Source organism: Aquimarina aquimarini (assembly GCF_900299535.1).
Taxonomy (GTDB): Bacteria; Bacteroidota; Bacteroidia; order Flavobacteriales; family Flavobacteriaceae; genus Aquimarina; species Aquimarina aquimarini.
In genome coordinates this window covers 1-17,802 of sequence record NZ_OMKE01000053.1, presented here as the reverse complement: position 1 = coordinate 17,802, position 17,802 = coordinate 1, and the positions used below count along the sequence as shown (strand labels likewise).

12 protein-coding genes are annotated in these 17,802 nt (G+C 32.7%); all 12 read left to right on the top strand.

Translation table 11 applies throughout. From position 1 onward, the window contains the following. The first annotated feature begins 604 nt into the window (after positions 1-604). Positions 605-2,437: a type VI secretion system Vgr family protein gene (locus DG508_RS18720; protein WP_108869615.1), complete on the top strand. Its 1,833-nt coding sequence runs from the start codon at positions 605-607 to the stop codon at positions 2,435-2,437. A 6-nt stretch (positions 2,438-2,443) separates the two neighbouring features. After that, the gene (locus DG508_RS18715) at positions 2,444-2,905 is read left to right on the top strand and encodes a PAAR domain-containing protein (RefSeq protein WP_108869614.1); all 462 of its coding nucleotides are present in this window, start codon (positions 2,444-2,446) and stop codon (positions 2,903-2,905) included. Between the two features lie 14 nt (positions 2,906-2,919). Next, the gene (locus DG508_RS18710; protein ID WP_108869613.1) at positions 2,920-6,819 is read left to right on the top strand and encodes a glycoside hydrolase family 19 protein; all 3,900 of its coding nucleotides are present in this window, start codon (positions 2,920-2,922) and stop codon (positions 6,817-6,819) included. Beyond that, a complete protein-coding gene (locus tag DG508_RS18705; protein ID WP_108869612.1) occupies positions 6,803-7,849 on the top strand; it encodes a hypothetical protein in 1,047 nt (348 codons plus the stop codon). The genes DG508_RS18710 and DG508_RS18705 overlap by 17 nt, the downstream gene beginning before the upstream one ends. A 183-nt stretch (positions 7,850-8,032) precedes the next feature. Continuing rightward, positions 8,033-8,977, top strand: a complete 945-nt coding sequence (locus tag DG508_RS18700) for a hypothetical protein (RefSeq protein ID WP_108869611.1) — start codon at positions 8,033-8,035, stop codon at positions 8,975-8,977. A gap of 2 nt (positions 8,978-8,979) precedes the next feature. After that, positions 8,980-9,825 (top strand): hypothetical protein, encoded by an 846-nt coding sequence (locus DG508_RS18695; protein ID WP_108869610.1) that lies wholly within the window; start codon positions 8,980-8,982, stop codon positions 9,823-9,825. Positions 9,826-9,868: 43 nt separating this feature from the next. After that, complete coding sequence (locus DG508_RS18690) at positions 9,869-12,595, top strand: hypothetical protein (RefSeq protein WP_108869609.1); 2,727 nt, start codon at positions 9,869-9,871, stop codon at positions 12,593-12,595. Between the two features lie 12 nt (positions 12,596-12,607). Next, positions 12,608-13,468, top strand: a complete 861-nt coding sequence (locus DG508_RS18685) for a hypothetical protein (RefSeq protein WP_108869608.1) — start codon at positions 12,608-12,610, stop codon at positions 13,466-13,468. 391 nt (positions 13,469-13,859) lie between these two features. Continuing rightward, complete coding sequence (locus DG508_RS18680) at positions 13,860-14,831, top strand: hypothetical protein (RefSeq protein ID WP_108869607.1); 972 nt, start codon at positions 13,860-13,862, stop codon at positions 14,829-14,831. A gap of 284 nt (positions 14,832-15,115) precedes the next feature. Next, the gene (locus tag DG508_RS18675; RefSeq protein ID WP_108869606.1) at positions 15,116-15,988 is read left to right on the top strand and encodes a hypothetical protein; all 873 of its coding nucleotides are present in this window, start codon (positions 15,116-15,118) and stop codon (positions 15,986-15,988) included. A 704-nt stretch (positions 15,989-16,692) separates the two neighbouring features. Further along, positions 16,693-17,136: a hypothetical protein gene (locus tag DG508_RS18670; RefSeq protein ID WP_108869605.1), complete on the top strand. Its 444-nt coding sequence runs from the start codon at positions 16,693-16,695 to the stop codon at positions 17,134-17,136. 2 nt (positions 17,137-17,138) lie between these two features. Next, the gene (locus tag DG508_RS18665) at positions 17,139-17,609 is read left to right on the top strand and encodes a hypothetical protein (protein ID WP_108869604.1); all 471 of its coding nucleotides are present in this window, start codon (positions 17,139-17,141) and stop codon (positions 17,607-17,609) included. The last annotated feature ends 193 nt before the right edge of the window (positions 17,610-17,802 follow it).

The following is a 17,802-nucleotide window of genomic DNA, read 5'->3' as shown; positions in this document are numbered from 1 at the left end:
AGTCGGGAATGAGCTGTCCTCTCAGCGCAGGCTGAGAACCAAGGAGTACTCATTGCGTTGTGATAGATTCCAGTCTAGATTGTAATAAAAAAGTTAAAAAAAATATCGAACCATCAACCAACAGCCAATACTAATTTAATTAAATGAAAAAAAAATATCTCAGTTTCAAAAAGCGTGACTACTATGATGTATCATTGCCCTATAGTTATCTATGGGGGCTTAGAGAATTAAATCAAAAAAGAGTAGTATTTATGTAATGATGGGATAAAAAATGACCATAAATAATATGTCTCTAGCCCCCTGATAACACTATAGACAGGATTCTAAAATAAATTTTAGATATCCCTAAAAAATTATTTCAGGAGATAGACATACCAGTAAAAATTGTAGTATGGTAAAACCACAAAATTGTTATCAGTATGTAAAATAGTTGTTCAACCAATAGAATTAATGCCTATTTTTACGTTTCCATTTAATAGCACCCCAATCGTAACCAATACTTCGATGTCTATTAATTACATGATAACGTAAACATAATTGTACTACTTTTTTTTCAGAAAAAAAAGTAATCAAAATCGAGTGTGTAATTAAAATATAAATAGATATGGGTCTGCAAAGTGACTTTACCCTTTATATAGATGGCGATCAAATCCCATCGATAGTAGATTTCAAACTACAAGAGCAAGTAGGCAATCACGCCTCTTTTATGATCAAGATACGTACAGATGTACTAGAGCAATCATCAGAACGAGACCATGTTCTTGGAGATAGCAGACGGTATCTAGGTAGAGAACTCTTGATACAGCTAAACTCTATACATAATGAGCAAGAACATACTTTTGAGTTCAAGGGAATTATCGAAAAAATGAACCCCCAACTAGGGTTTCATGGTAGTGGTGATAATATTATGGAGTTTAGAGGTCACAGTACCTCTATTATTCTTGATGATGGCCCGCGGTATCGTTCTTTTACAGAGATGTCCCTTGCTACAATAGTACAAGAAGCCATTGGCACCTATGATCAATCAAAACTCACAGTTGCCATAGCACCAGAAAACGATGCAACCCTGCAATACTCGGTAATGTATGGGGAGACCCCATATGCATACCTCAAACGATTAGCCATCTCAAGAGGCGAATACCTCGTTTATAACAAAGACACCCTCTATTTTGGCAAACCCGATTTGGGCAATGAGGTATCCCTATCCTATGGTTTAGACTTAAAAAACTTTGTCATTGGGGTCACCCCAAAACAAGGCAACACAGCCTATCTGGGGTATAACTACCATACAGAAGAGCACCTCTCGTCTGCCACCAATGATGTAGCCACACAAGTACAAGGCGCAACAGCCTTTGCCAGTAATGTAGCCAATGATCTCTACCACCAGCAAGCACAAGCACTACACCCAGCCTATGAGCATACCGATTTGATGCACCGCATGGATGCACTGGTAGCCTTGCAAAAACAAGTAACAGAACAACAACAGGTCGTTATACAAGGTAGCAGTAACAATCTAGGAGTAGCACTAGGCAAAGTGATTACCATACAAAGCGATGCAGGCAATTATGGATCATATAGAGTAACACAAGTATTACATGGTATCTCTGGCATAGGTACCTACCAGAATCAGTTTGAGGCAGTACCTATGGATATAGATGTGTTCCCACTTACAGATATTACCATCTCTCGCAAGGCGCACTCACAGATGGCTACCATTGTAGACACAAATGACCCACAGCAAATGAGCCGCGTGCAGGTTAGGTACCCCTTTGATGATAGTACAGGAGTAAACAGCCCATGGATTCGTATGGCAACTCCCTATGCCGGCAATGGGTATGGATTACACGCCATTCCAGAAATAGGAACCCCTGTACTTATACAATATTATATGGGCAATATAGAACAACCCTATGTAGCCAATACCTTTTATACCGGGGTCAACAAGCATACAGCATGGCAAAGTGAGAACAATGAGTACAAAGGGATTGTCTCAAAATCTGGACATAAGATAGAATTAAAAGATACTCAGGATGGTGAGATGATCACCATTACCGATAAAAACAATAACATCATACAACTTGATACCGTAGGAAAAAGCATCCGCATCTCTGCCCCAGAGAATCTCATATTTACAGCCAAAAATATACAGATAACCGCAGAAGAAAACATAACCGTTGGAGCGCAACAAAATGTAGAGATAGCCGCAGAAAGTGATATAAACACCATAGCACAAGGCAATATCGCACTGCAATCTACAGGAGATACCACAGCTAGAAGTAGTGGGGCAATAGCCCTAGAAGCCACTTCTGATCTTACCGCCATAGGGCAAAACACTATACTAGAAGGTAGAACAGCAGCAGAGCTCAACGGTATGCAAACCAAGGTAAACGGTAGCGCACTTGCAGAAATAACATCAACCATTGTAAAAGTAAATTAGAGAATTATGCCAGGACCAGCAGCCACCATAGGAAGCATGCATACCTGCCCGATGTATTCGGGTACAACCCCACATGTAGGAGGCCCCATCACAGGGCCCGGAGTACCCACAGTTTTGATAGGCGGTAAACCCGCCTCTGTAATCGGTGATCTATGCACCTGTGCAGGCCCACCAGATACCGTAGTACAAGGATGTAGCAACGTATTGATAGGGGGTAAACCTGCAGCAACCATAGGTGATATGACAGCCCATGGGGGAGTAATCACCACAGGAGAAACCACCGTACTTATAGGTACAGGAACCTCTGCACCCACCGCTATTATGCCCATTGCAGAAATCCCTTTTCCTAGAATATCCATCGCCAATCGTTTACTAGGCAATACCAGAGAAGCACAAGCCAATCAACAGCAGTTGAGAGAAGAAGCAGAAGAAAGTGGATTTCTTTCGAATTTTGATTTTAGCCTATAAAAAAAGAACCTAGCATGAAGTTTGTATATCCTGTAAAAAAACAAAATTACGACGAAAACTATTTTAGTTTTCAGTATGGTAGTTTTCCTATCAGTACATTCAATGTATGGCACGGAGGGGTTCACTTGGAAGTAATAGAAGGAGAACTTCAACCCATAGCAGATGGTAGAATAATAGCTTATAATTTTCCTGAACAGTATAAAGAACCTTGTGTAGATGGAACTACTGTTCAATATTCTGATGGCTTTTTATTGCTACAACATGACTATCAAAGCCAGAATAACCAAAAGATACGCTACTACAGTCTCTACCATCATATTGCCAGTAAAAAACATATTAATGATACCGATCACTTATCTCCGCCCTCTTTTCTAGCAGAACAAAAAACAATTGTTACCGCAAAGAACTACCCTATGGGAGTACGTGGACGTTCTGCAACTATAGAAGAAGGAAAAACAAGAGGAAGAGAAATTGCAGTGATCCCACAACATTATATCGTTACTCGTAATGATGATACAAAATTAGCCGAATGGGCAGTCAATTATAATAAAGGCAAGAGTGAAGAATCAAAAAAGTACTACAGTTATACTTTTACTGATCCTATAACCAATACTTTTTATGAAGATATTCATATCTATTCTAGATGTTTAGAGAAAATAGAGGAAGGAAAATATAAAGTAAAGTCATATAATAAAGAAACCAATAGTGTCACCAGAAAAGGAAATAGAAATGTAAGTACCCCTCTTGTAAATCCCGATATAGAAGCGGGTATACTACTATATGAAAAAAAAGGAGCGCAATCAAAGTGTATTGGCTTGATCCCAAAAGATACTGAAGTAAAAGTAGTCGAAGGACAAAAAGATAATCAAGCATGGATACAACTAGAAGGGTATGAGGGCTATGTAAACAAAAATGAAATCAAACAACAAAACCAGTTCAAAGAAGATGTGAAATTTGATACCGTAGTAGCCTCTGATATCCCTGTCAAGGCAGGAGAGACCATTGGATATGTAGGTAAATTTGGTTTTGGGCAAAAGCCAACCCATGACACTACTCACTTTGAGATATTTACAGATCAGGATATAACTGATTTTTTGATCGATAAAAAAGAAGATGGTAAGGATTTAAAAAAACATTACAAAATCGCCGCAGGTGCAACACTAGAGCCCAATATGGCAACTGCAATGACAGTAAAAGCCAAAACCCCCATTACCATTACCAAAACAAAAGGTGACTATAGAAAAGTAAAAGTAATTGCAGTTGAGAGGTCTTTATTACGTTATTATTCTGTGCAAAACACAAAAGAAACAACCCATGTAACTTATAATGGGAGTACCTATGAAATCAATAAAGGTAAACTTGCAGAGGTAAATATCATTTTTAATCAAAACTTTACAATGGCTACCAAGTTTAAAAAAGTCTCTGGTAAAAAGGGGTATCCAAATGGTAAATCAGATGCCACAAGATTACTTAGATATACACCCGACCATCATGGCAAAGAGTTCTGGATTCATAAAAATAGGATCATTAATGCTTGTGATGTTTCAGAAAATGGGCAGTTGCGCACAGACATCAATGAAGTATATAAGGAAGAGCCTATAATCACAGATGGCAATCCTATTACAGTAGAAAAAGATACATCTACTGTAAAAAACCTAAAAAAACATACCGATAGCAATGGTGATTTATGGTATTATATACAATGTAAGTATATGATAGAGTACAAAACAGTCACCAAAAAAGGTTGGGTCAAAGAGTGTGATACGCACCTTAGTATACTCAATCCTTTTAATTGGAGAGATTTTGGTTTTAAACCCCTAGAGGCAGGTAGTGACTATGTTTTTGATATCGAAGGGTATAACGATAAAGAAGATACCTGTGATTTTATTCAGGAAATATGGGGAAACCTTGATACTACAGAGGATCAAGTCTTGGATTCTTTAGAGATAAAAAGAGCCTATAGAAATCCTAAAACCAGAGATCAAATCACAAAGCTTATTTGTAAACACAAAAGTGAATGGTCATACGATCCTGCTACTATCAAACAAGAAGCAGAACAATACTATCAGATTGGGATTAATCAAGAAAAAAGGGCAGACAAAAAACAACAACTTATAAATAAAAAAAACATTTTATTAGATGCACTACAAGAACGAGTAAATAATCTAATGTGGTGGGATAAAGTACAGAGTGCCAAATACGACCCACCACCTCCTCCGCTAGACCCAGAGGCAAAGAAAAAGCCAGAAAATAAACGATCTTTTGGTACAGATACCATAGATCAATCCTTATTTGAACCGCTATCCATACCAAAAAATACTGGTAAGACTAATGATTATTCCTTACCTTCGATACCAGAAATGAATGTTGATTTAGTAGCACATAGCAACACAGAAACTACTGTACCAGAGGTAGAAACCAAGGAGGAGCAAAAAGCACCAGAACGCACCTTGCCCTCTACTGATACTGTATGGCATTTTCACCCAGTAGCTTTTGTAAAACAAATGAGGATGATGTATGGAGGAGGAGATTGTCTTCAGTGTGAAGCAGAGTTTACCTACGAACAGATAAAAAGAATATTCCCTAATGCCGCAAAAAATGAAACTTTAGCTAAAGAGCTTATCGATGAACTAAACTTAGTTAGAGAGAAATATAAGATTAATACCTGTCAGAAAAAAGCACACCTGATCGCACAATTTGGTTCCGAAACTGGGTTTAATACATTGACAGAGAATTTAAAAGATTATTCTATTGATGGGTTAAAAAAATTCAGTTATTTCAAGAGAAATCCAAATGAAGCAAAATTATATGTTGGCAACACAAAAGAAATTGCAAAACGAGTTTATGGATTAAGGAATGTTGATAAAGAATCAGACATAATTACTTGTGTAGGGCTTTCGAAAAAAGAAAGAAAAACTAAAAAGTGTAATGATCTTGGTAATGAATCTATGGCTGATGGATATAATTATATCGGAAGAGGTTTAATTCAATTAACTGGAAAGTATAATTACGAAAATATTAATAGGGAGTTTAAGAAGGCTTTTCCAAATCAAGGAGACTTGATAGATAACCCTGAGTTATTAGAAAAACCTAAATATGCTGTTATGTCTGCAATGAGTTATTGGATTAATAACAAACTTGGAAACATTGCTAATTCAGGAGGAATAGAAAAAGTAGACGAGATAACTAAAATTATAAATAGACATACAAGTAGTAAATCTAAAAGAAGAGAGGCTTATGAAATGGCGAAAGTAGCATTTAAGCTATTTGAGTGTTCATTACTAAGAACAGAAGAAAACACTGAGGAAAAATGTACTTCTTGTGGTAAAAAACATGTTGATTTAACCCTTAATATTCCATTCAAATCTCAAGGTTCTGGAAATACAAATTGTGCAAAAACTTGTAAACTGATTGTTGAAAATATGGGGTTAGGCATTAAGTCTGAGGGAGCAGCAGGTGGAGAATACAAAAGAGAAGGTATAAACAAAAAACTGTATGTTGCGTTTTTCCAATTAGCACATGAAAATTCATCAAGAAATGGTTTTATATGGGATAAGCTTGAAGTAAAACAAGGTATGGATTATCTAAATTCCTCATTAGATAAGGGGTACCCTGTTACTGTAGGTGTAAATCATACGTTTAAAGGTAGAAAACATGGAATAATTAATGAAGATACTACAGATCATTATGTTTTAATTATTGGTCGTTATTGTGAAAATGGAAAAACATATTATCCGTATTATGATGTTGGTACGCAATGGGGTAATCTTAAATCTAATTATAAATTTGAGTTACAATCTGATAATTCTTTAGTCAATGAAAAAGCATATGGAACTGTGAGTGGTATTGCTGATAATAGAAAATTTACAGTTACACAAATAAGAAGAAATACAAAAAATGGAAAAGTCATATAGTTTACTAATAATTTTAATTATTAGTTTATGTTCATGTAAAAGAACAATACAGTCTCAAGAGTCTAATTTAATAAAGGTTAATCATAAGGATTTAGTTGGTCATACTTTTTTCTTTATAAATGAAGGAATAGGAGATGAGAAGTATGTGTTGGATAGATGTCAAGGAGTGAGTGTTGATAAACTGAGATTCAAAGAAAATGAAATACAAGAATACACGCCACTTGATTGGGCTTTTTATAAAATTATTAAAACTAAAAGTGAAAATGACATAATTAGTTATGAGCTTAAAACTCAAATTGATTCAGATCCTTTAAAAAAGGAAAGAATTAGTTATGATCCAGAGACAGGTTTACTAAAAAAAGAGTATAGTCCGAATAAATTCATGATTTATATTGATAGTTTGAAGCTGTTTAATAAAAATACACATATAAAGTATGTTAAAGAGTCCTGTGAAACAAAACTTAATCATACTGATAACTATGCAAATGAAAAATTATTAGGGTCAAATTCAGAAACTTATTTTTTGGAAGATTTTATCGAAAAGGATTTCTATGTATATGATAGTATATCCGGGCATTATGATAATGATAGTATAAAAGATAAAATATTAATTATAGATATAAGTGATGATGATAGTTTAGGAGGTAAAGCAAAAGAAGATTTTGTAGTCAAGGTACTAAAGGGCAGTTCAGAAAAAAACAAGTTTCAATTGTTATTTCAGTCAAATTCAATAATTCCGTGTAATTATTGTGATAAATGGTCTAATGATGCAGAATATTCCTTTTCTGATTTAAAACTAGAAAATGGCATTTTTAGCTTTGAGACAAATAATAATAGTAATAGTATTGGAATTAGGAATAAATTTATTTTTAAATATACTAATAGCAGAATGGTTTTGTTTAAAATAGATAAAGAAATAATTTATTATACTTCAAATGATAAAAAAGAGATTACTCAAATAAATAATCCTCCTAAAACAGTTTTAAAAGATTTTAATGTGTATCGTTATAATTCAAATGTAGAGGAGTAACCGCCTGCTACCGCTAAGCTGTGCTTAGTGGCGGTATGAGTAAGCAATACAATATATAAAAAACCTGACGCAGATGGTAATGGTTATGTTGGTTTAATTCAGTTTGGTAATAGTGCGATTAAAGACTTTGATAAAAATTATTTTATACATAAAGCTAAAATAAAAAAATCGCATTTAAAGAATATGACTGCCGAAGAACAGTTATGTTATGTAGAATATTATTTAGCTGAACATAAAGGTAAATTAAACACGCTTACTGATTTTTATTTAGCCGTATTATGGCCTAAAGCCGTAGGACAAGGAGGAAATGATAATTTTATTGTTTTTGATGATGATGCTATTGGAGACAAAAAGACATCATATTGGAGTAATGGGACTTTTCATAGTGAAGAAGGAGAATATAAAGCGAATAGTAAGGGAGTTGTATATGAGCAGAAAGGTAAAACAGGAGGTAAAACATATGTTTGGGAGATTCGAAAGAAGATAGAAGAAGTTTATAAAAAAGGGGAATCTTTTAAGAATACTATTAGTGATTGTACTTGTCATGAAAATTGTTCCTGTGATAAAAAATGCATTGATCTTACAGATAAAGTTGCTTGGATGTCGCAGTTTAATAAAAGTGAGCGTAAGAATGGAGTTATGAAAACGGATGGATGTTGGAGAACATCTCAAAAATTATTGATCAGTGCAGGGCTGGGTAAAATGTCTGGTTATAAAACAGGAATGATTGTAACCGCTTTGGAAGATGAAAATCACACTAAATTAACATTAACGGCTAAAGCAAAAGATGGGGTTAGTTATATTGATACTGAACTTGAAAAAGGAAACCCTGTGCTAGTAGGTTTAAATCATACTATCAATTATAAACATAATGGCAAAATAATTAATGCGGATTCTGATTATGATGATCCAGGAACCACAGACCATTATGTTGTAATAGTTGGAAGAGGTTGTGAGGAAGATAAAATATTTTACAGGTTTTATGAAGTAGGAACTAATTGGGTTCATCATGGTCAAAGTCATACAAATAAATTATTTTTAGATAAAAATGATCATTCTTTAAAAGGAATTCCTGCTCATAATAAAGGAAAAAGCTATACAGTTACTCAAGTTCGTAAAAATAAGTAAAGATGAAGCTACTACAAATAGTTTGTTTAACATTGCTTTTAAGCGCTTGCTCTAAAGCAAAACAAACGGATAATAAAAAACAACAAACTAGTGTTGTTACTTCTAGTAAACAGTTTAGTGAAATATCTGAAAATCAACAACATTTTACTAATGTTGAAGACTTTAAAAGGTTTATTCTAGGAAAAAAATGGGTTGATATAAAAAATGAAATCCCTTGTGATCCTCATGGTCAACATATTACTATTAAAGATGGATTTATTGATGAATATAACACAATTGAACCTTCAAAATATAAAGTAGATGTAATTAGGCTAATTGATTCAAAAACCCTAAGCATAAAAATTATAAGTAAATCAAATCGTGATGTTGTATTTAAAGTAAAAGTTATTGATAAAGAAAAACAATTAGTAAAATGGATATATAATTATAACGAATACGACGCTAAACCTTATGATATTGTTTGTAAAGATTGGGATAAAGCACCTGAAGAAAAAAAAACCTATTATTTAGATTTATATAAAGTTCATAATGCTGTTTTAGAGGTATCTAATGAATGGAAAGGTCTTTATTATTATGAATCTGAAGAGACGGGAGAAGAGTTTATTTTGGACACAAGAAATAATATACTTCAATTAGAAGGTTATCATTTTATCGATCAATTAAAAGCTGTTCAAGTAGGTGATACTTTAGGTTTGTTTCATCATAAAAATATTTCAGGTGCAAATTATGATGACACAAGGTCTTATGACTTTTTAAAGTTTTATAAGTCGTCAGAGGGTAAATTTTATTTTGAGGGTAAACTACCTTATTTACCAACTGGAGCTGTTGAGTTTGATAAAGTGAAATAAGAACTATTATAAATATGGGCTACCCGATAGCGCGGATTTAAGGTTGCAACCCGTAGAAGTAGTAGATACCAATGGGATCTATGTGCAAATTAAAGAAAGCTATAAAGAAGTAGAAGCCACAGTACCCAAAAAACTTTTAAAAAAATATCACCCTGTAGATGGTCCAGATTATTATACAATTGATTCCAGTAACTTAAACAAGATCAACACCTATTATAATAATAAATTACCTGATAGTAATGTGGAATTATATTGGGTATCGAGAGCAAAAGCAGATGGAACAGAAATTACAAAAGATCAGGAAAAAGCTTTAATCAAAAACGCCACCACAAAAAAACAAAACTATACCGCCTATAGGAAATTAAAGTATGTACCAAAGAATAATCCACAAACATACTGGGTAGCAGTAAAAGACCTTTTTCCTGTTACCAAAATGGTTACCAAAACCATTACCATCAAAAAACCGTTGAGTGTAGTACAGATAGCCACCTCTTTTATAGACTATTATACCAGGCCAGAATGTAGAGAAGAACCAGAAACCTACCAAATAGAATATCCCTGCTCAGAAACTAGCCCTGCAAAAAAAGGAGATCACACCACACTCAATACCAATATATGTACCGCTTATATTGCAGTACCTGATAATGAAACAGATATTGATGAAGAAGTATGCAAAAATGCCCTTATAGATATTCGTAAGACCAAAAAAATTGGCAAAGAGTGGATACAAGTATCCTGCTCCTATCCACTAGGCAATACCACGGTAACCAAAAAAGGATGGATAGAAAATAAAGATATAGAGCTGTTTAGTGCGTATAATTGGGATAAATTTGGATTTAAAGCCTTTGAGGCTGGCTCAGAATATATATATGATATCATAGGGTTGCGAGAAAATAAAGAAACAGAAAGTCCTTTTATCAAAAAACTATGGGATACCCTAGATGTTAATAATAATGAGATTATTGATTTATTTGAAATCGAATCCGCATACAGAATCTTAGAAGTTCAGCAAGCAATTGCCAAAATCGTTTGTAGGCATAAGAGCGAATGGGCATACGAACCCCAACAGATTATAGATGAGATTAGCGTGTTTTATGACTATCGGATTAGCAAACAAAAACCAAGTATACAAAATGCCCTAGAAGCCCTAAAAGAAGAAAAACTTGAAGGGATCAAAGCACAGTTAGAAAAACTAATGTTTTGGGATGAAGCCTCTGGATTGCCCTATACCGTACCGCCACCTCCGCCAGACCCAGAGGCAAAGAAAAAGCCAGAAAACAAACGATCTTTTGGTACAGATACCATAGATCAATCCTTATTTGAGCCACTATCCATACCAAAAAATACTGGTAAGACTAATGATTATTCCTTACCTTCGGTACCAGATATGGATACTGATCTACTACTACATACCAAAACCAACACTGCCACCCCTACCACTACAGGAACACCCCCTGTAGTAGAAGAAAAGAAAGCAGTACCACAAGAGGTAAAACCACCAGAGCGCACCTTTCCTTGTACAGATAATGTATGGCATTTTCATCCTATTGCTTTTGTTAAGCAAATGAGGCTTATGTTCCCGCAGTCAAAAGGCGACTGTCCAGAACTCATATGGGGAACAAAAGTATCTTGTGAATTTAGACAAAAAGTTGTTGAAATATCTAAACGATTAGAATGCGATCCAAATCATTTAATGGCGATTATGGCTCTTGAAACTGGTGGTAAATTCAACCCTTTTATTAAAAACAAGCAAGGTTATGTGGGTTTAATACAAATTGGAGATTTAGCGGCAGCGGATATCAATAGGAGAAAAAAGACTAAGATTACTACTAATCATTTACGATATATGGGAGCCGAATTTCAGCTTAAATATGTTGAATACCATTTAGACCCTAAAAAAGGACAATTAAAAACACTTGCAGATTTTTATTTAGCAGTTTTATGGCCTGATGCTGTAGGTCAAGGAGGAAATGATAACTATATTGTTTTTGATGATGACGCTACGGGTTATAAAAAAAGTGCCTATAGACAAAATAAGTCTTTTCTAAAAGAAGAAGGTGAGATAACTAAAGGAAAAGACGGTAAAAATATTTACGGTAAAGAAGGAGGAAAAACTTATGTTTGGGAAATCAGAGAAGAAATCGAAAGATGGTATAATGAAGGAAAGAAACATATAAATAAATGTAATGGCGATGATGATTGCAATCAAACAATTTATGATTTAAGATGGCTTGTAAACTTTCAATCCCAAGCAAAAGGATCAACGAATTGTGGAACAATCTGCAGGTATATAATTGAGCAGATTTCAGGCACGAGTTGTGAAGGAATAAGTCGAAAGGGATTAGCTTATTATCAATTAGCTTTAGAAAATAGTTCTAAAAATGGTTTAGACTTTTTTGATAAAAAGAGTAAAGAAGCTATAAAGTACCTTGATTTGGCTTTAGAAAATGATATGCCAATACGAGCAGGTGTAAATCATACATTCGGAGGTAATATTAATGAAAAGGAAAACCCTACAACTGATCACTATGTACTTATTGTTGGGAAAAAAGAAATTAAAGGAGAAATTTATTATCAGTATTGGGATGTAGGTACTTTTAGGGGGACTCAAGAGAAGTATAAATTCAAATTAGTTGATGGTTGTAAACTAGTTAATGAAGATGCAAATGCAGGAAAAGGTAAGGATGGTAGGAAATTCACAGTTACTCAGATTGCTAGAGCTACAAAAGCAGATAGATCAACAATAGTGAAATTTAATAGTAAGAATTAATATGAAATTAATATGAAATTAATATTTAAAATAAGATCGATTACTCTTTTTATACTTACTATTTTCTCTTTATTAAATTGCAGTGGTCAGGCTGATTTACATAAAAAAGATTATGAATTAGTTAATTTAACAAATTATCAAAATAAACTTGTTGTTTACGATCATTGTAACGCTAATGTGGAAACAATAACTATAAAAAAAGATTCATTATTAATAAATACTCATCAAGATGGGGTTTACCGAAAAAAGATCCTTAGCAGAATAAGGTTAAACAATAATGAATTTTTGATAACATATAATTTAACAGAAAATAATCCAGATACAGTTCATTTAAAGAAGAAGAACCAACTATGGGATATCGATGGAGGTTTATATACGGAAAAGAGATTAGTTGAAAATTACGAATATATTGAACAACCTTGTATTGAGTGTTTTTCTAAAGAGGAGTGCGATGGTTTTTTAAAAAAAGAAACTAATGAAATGACAACAAAACTTAACAGTAAAAAAGTTATTTCGAATACTGTTAAATACAAAAATACTAATGCAACCTTGGTTGTTGAAAATAAATGGAATGGGACTTATTATTTTAATGGAGGCGAATTTAATCTTGATTATATTGTATCTGTTTCTTCAGATGACATAAAATTAACAACACAAGCTCGTCAATATGGTTACACAGATCAATTAAAAGCAGTTGTAAATGGAGATACTTTGGGTTTATTTCACCATAAAAACATCTCAGGAATGAATTATGATGATTCTAGGTCTTATGATTTTTTAAAGTTTTATAAGTCGTCAGATGGTAAGTTTTATTTTGAGGGTAAATTGCCTTATTTGCCAGAAGGTGCTATCGAGTTTGAAAAAGTGAAATAAGACTCCGATAGCGCGGATTTGCAATCCGTGCGTCTGCTGCTCTACCAAGTTTGCAACTTTGTAGCGGTATTAGTAAGTGATATAGGTATAAGGTAACGCCATACATATAAAAAAGTAAAAAAGACAAAAGGGTTTAAACACGAGCAAAATCATGATAAATCTACTGATCATTTTGTAATTATAGTAGGTCGTGGTTATGAAAATGAAAAAAGATATTTTCTTTTTTATGAAGTAGGGACTAGCTTTCCTGATAAGGGGCAACATGACGATAACAAAATGTATGTCAATGAAGATTGGTCGATTACAGGAATACCACAACATGATTTGACAAAAAAATATACACTTACTCAAGTACGTGGAAATAAAACTAATGGCGACTTTAATTAACACTATGAAAATTACACTTAAAAGTATTGCTTTATTGTTATGGATAATAACGATAAGTTGTAAAAATAATGCTCAAGAAATATTAACCGAATTACCTAAGGAATTAGCAGATAAGACATGGATTAATATAGGAGACCCCGAAGAAGCACCCTATGATGAGATTTTAAAAAAATTGGAATACCCTTTACCTAATTTCTATATGAAAACAGGAAAAAATGAATTGCATATTATTTTAAATACTATAGAAACTGCTTTAATTCCTGTAAATTTTGATAAGGTAATAAAACAAAATAATAGCTACCGTATAGAATTTAAAAATCATGATGAAATTGAATATACAATTTTCAGATGGAAAAATAGAGATAAAGGAATAATCACTTTAGAAACAAAATATCTTCATTATGATGAAGGAAAAGAAGCTACATTAAAAAGAGACTACATAAACAAAGATTTTGTAACACAGGAAAATTTTCCAGAGCCTAAAAAACCTGAATTTATTATTGAAAACGAAATACTCGAAGATATTAGTAAATACTCACAGATAGATGAATTACCTATAAAAGGAAAGTTTATTTGTCATACAGGAAATCCAGGTTTATTATTATTAACATCTGAAAAAGTGAATTTATATAATAGTGAAGGGGTTATTACAAAAGTTCAGCCTTATGAAGCCCAAATTATTTTTGATCAATATAATGGATTAGATTGCTCTTTAAGAAAAATAAAAGGCTCATCTAATAAATATGCTTTATTTTTTGAACACGTTACAGATGCAACTAATAATTATGCAAAAGACTTACTTCATTACTCAAAAAAACGTCCAATAGCCGAGATCGAAATTATAGATAATAATACGGTCAAAAAGAAATGGATAGGGTTATATAATCGAAGAACTAAAAATATTGAAAATTATAGTAAGGCAGAATACTTAGATTGGAGAGACGATTGTAACGGTATTGTTAAACGAGTACATTAGAGAATATAAATAGCAACCCGATAGCCCCTGCTACCTCTAGTATGTACTATTGGTGTGTATGAGTAATAAAATATATACCCATTTTTATTACATAAAGGTTTCAAAGAGGTCTCTGCAGGGAATTATCAAAAAGGCGATATATCAGTTATCGAAAGTTTTACAAATAATCCTCACGGTCATATAGCCATGTGGAACGGCGAAAATTGGGTTTCTGATTTTGTTCAAAAAACTCTTTATCCAGGGAATGCCTACAGAAAAGCAAAGCCAAATTATAAAATATACAGATGGGAATAAATAGAATATTTAAATTTTTAATTGTATTTATCTTTATATCTTCTTTTTTATCATGTAAAGGAGGTACTAAAAACAATAAAGATGTCTTAATAGATAATACATCAGTACTTAATGTAGAAAAAAATGATAATTCTATTGATAATACCCAAGCAAGAATAGAGACTAAAGATTTTATTCTTGAATTTTATACAAAGTACATTAAGTATTTAGAAGACCCATTAAATGAAGAATCAATAGATTATGAATTTTATTTAACAAAAGATTTAATTAATGAAATTAACAAAGTTAAAGGGTATGACTACATAATAAATGCCCAAGATTCTACTGTAGAATGGTTGAAAACACTAAAAGTAGAGGATACCGATAAAAATAACGTTTATAGTGTATCTCGTGAGAAAGGTTATTATGATAGTGATGACAATATAATTTATGTTACTGTCATAGAGAAAGAAAAATTAAAAATATCAAAGATAAGCAGTTCTTTAAATGACCAATCTAAACCTTCAACTCTAGAGGTCAACGAACAAGATGATGAGTATAAATATTACTCTTTTGATTACGTAATAAACTCTGGAGATCGTATTAATGAGACAAGTTATATTATAGAATATTTAGAAGAAGAATATATTGTTTTTCAAATGATGGGTTATGAAGGCGAGTTTGATTATAAATGTAGACAAGTTAGAACAAACGAAGGTGTTTTGCTTTATTATATAGAGGCTGAGGACGATGATGAATATAAAGGCGATAAAAGTAAACCACTCGCTAGAATATATAAAAAAGGAGAAGACTTTTACGCTAAAAGTTCGCTTATAGATAATGGTAAGGAAGTTAAATTAAAAGAAGTAGAAAGTAGGTATTAACACTCCGATAGCGCGGATTTGCACCTTAAATCCGTGCGTCTGCTGCTCTACCAAGTTTGCAACTTTGTAGCGGTATGAGTAAGTGATAAAGATATAAGGTAACGCATACATATAAAAAAGTAAAAAAGACAAAAGGGTTTAAACACGAGCAAAACCAAGGGTTAAATGAGACAGAATCTCCACTGAAAGAAAAAATTAGTGAATACCATAATTTTTCTGCCGCTAAAGGCAAAAATCATAAAATATCATGGTGTGCTTCATTTGTAAGTTGGTGCTTTGCAAAAGCAGGATATAAAAATGTTAATTCAGGATCAAATTCATTTGCATTTGATTGGGCCCCAGAAGGAAATAAATTAGCAAAAGAGAAAAGTGATTCTTTTAGAACTCCAGATTCTAATCTAACAGGTTGGGCAGAAGGTGAAGAATGTGAGCCTTTTGTTGGAGCAGTAATTGTTTTAAATTATTCTCATTGTGCTGTTATTGTAGGTAAAAACAGCTCTTTAAACAAATATGTATATATAGGAGGTAATCAAGGTAACGGAACAATTACTGGTGCTCAACAGATAAAATATGGAACAGTAACTATAGGAAATGAATATGCAATAATGAAACCTATCAAATATACGCCAAAATCGTATGAACTTCCTGATTTAGACAAGAATGCAGATGGCAGTTATGCAACAACACATTAAACATACAACAAAATGAAGAAAACCTATCCTGTTTTGATAATCCTATTTATTATCTTCGGATGTAAAAACAAAAGCCCTCACAAAAACGAAATAACGGCTAACAAAGTGGAAAAAAACAATCAGTATTCGCATTGTTTTACACTAGAGGATATTAAAAAACTTAATAATCATTATAAAGAATTGGAGCAAATCTTAAAATCAGGTAATGATTATGATTTTAAAAGATCAATTGTTTCTTATACTGAACAAACAAAAAAACTAGTCAATAGGCTAAAAGAAAAAACATGTTCATTCCGGGTAATTGATGAAAAGCATAATTGTCCAGAAAGTATTAGTTTATTAATTGATTATAAAGAAGTATTCAAAACTGATGATGGAGATCATCTTGCAGAAGAAACCTATGAAATACTGTTGGCAAAAAAAACAAACAAGATTTTTTCTTATGACACTAAATAATTATGTATTATTCAAAAAATAGTATTAAATATCTATTTATCTGTTTTATTTTTTGTTCCAGTTGTGCACAACAAAGAAAACAGATAAATAAAGATTCAATTATTGATGTAACGATAAAGGATAATAAGATTTTTGTTTTTTTAAAAGATCAAAAAATAGTCAAATTTACATCTCCATTTTTTTTGGATGCTGAATTTGAATTAAACGTTGAAAAAAATAGTGTAATAAAAATTCATGAATATGATACAAATTATGGTAATTATATAGACCTTTTCTTCAATTATAGTTTTAGTGACTCTACTCTATACTTAAAAAAAATAGATGCTTTTTTTCCATTTAAACAAGACACCTTAGGTCGTAATAAATACTGTACAATGGATAATTTGAATTTAGATATTCGTACGATTGATAGTGAACAATTATTTGATGAGTTCAATACAGATAAATATTGCGAATTAAAAAAAGATAAATAGACCCGATAGGGCGGATTTAAGGTTGCAATCCGTGCGTCTGCTACTCTACCAAGTTTGCAACTTTGTAGCGGTATGAGTAAGTGATAAAGATATAAGGTAACGCCATACATATAAAAAAGTAAAAAAGACAAAAGGGTTTAAACACGAGCAAAATCATGATAAATCTACTGATCATTTTGTAATTATAGTAGGT

Coding starts and splice junctions, on each gene's coding strand:
- DG508_RS18685 (WP_108869608.1), top strand. CDS start 12,608: ATGAAATTAATATTTAAAATAAGATCGATTACTCTTTTTATACTTACT.
- DG508_RS18675 (WP_108869606.1), top strand. CDS start 15,116: ATGGGAATAAATAGAATATTTAAATTTTTAATTGTATTTATCTTTATA.
- DG508_RS18695 (WP_108869610.1), top strand. CDS start 8,980: ATGAAGCTACTACAAATAGTTTGTTTAACATTGCTTTTAAGCGCTTGC.
- DG508_RS18720 (WP_108869615.1), top strand. CDS start 605: ATGGGTCTGCAAAGTGACTTTACCCTTTATATAGATGGCGATCAAATC.
- DG508_RS18700 (WP_108869611.1), top strand. CDS start 8,033: ATGACTGCCGAAGAACAGTTATGTTATGTAGAATATTATTTAGCTGAA.
- DG508_RS18680 (WP_108869607.1), top strand. CDS start 13,860: ATGAAAATTACACTTAAAAGTATTGCTTTATTGTTATGGATAATAACG.
- DG508_RS18670 (WP_108869605.1), top strand. CDS start 16,693: ATGAAGAAAACCTATCCTGTTTTGATAATCCTATTTATTATCTTCGGA.
- DG508_RS18665 (WP_108869604.1), top strand. CDS start 17,139: ATGTATTATTCAAAAAATAGTATTAAATATCTATTTATCTGTTTTATT.
- DG508_RS18710 (WP_108869613.1), top strand. CDS start 2,920: ATGAAGTTTGTATATCCTGTAAAAAAACAAAATTACGACGAAAACTAT.
- DG508_RS18715 (WP_108869614.1), top strand. CDS start 2,444: ATGCCAGGACCAGCAGCCACCATAGGAAGCATGCATACCTGCCCGATG.
- DG508_RS18705 (WP_108869612.1), top strand. CDS start 6,803: ATGGAAAAGTCATATAGTTTACTAATAATTTTAATTATTAGTTTATGT.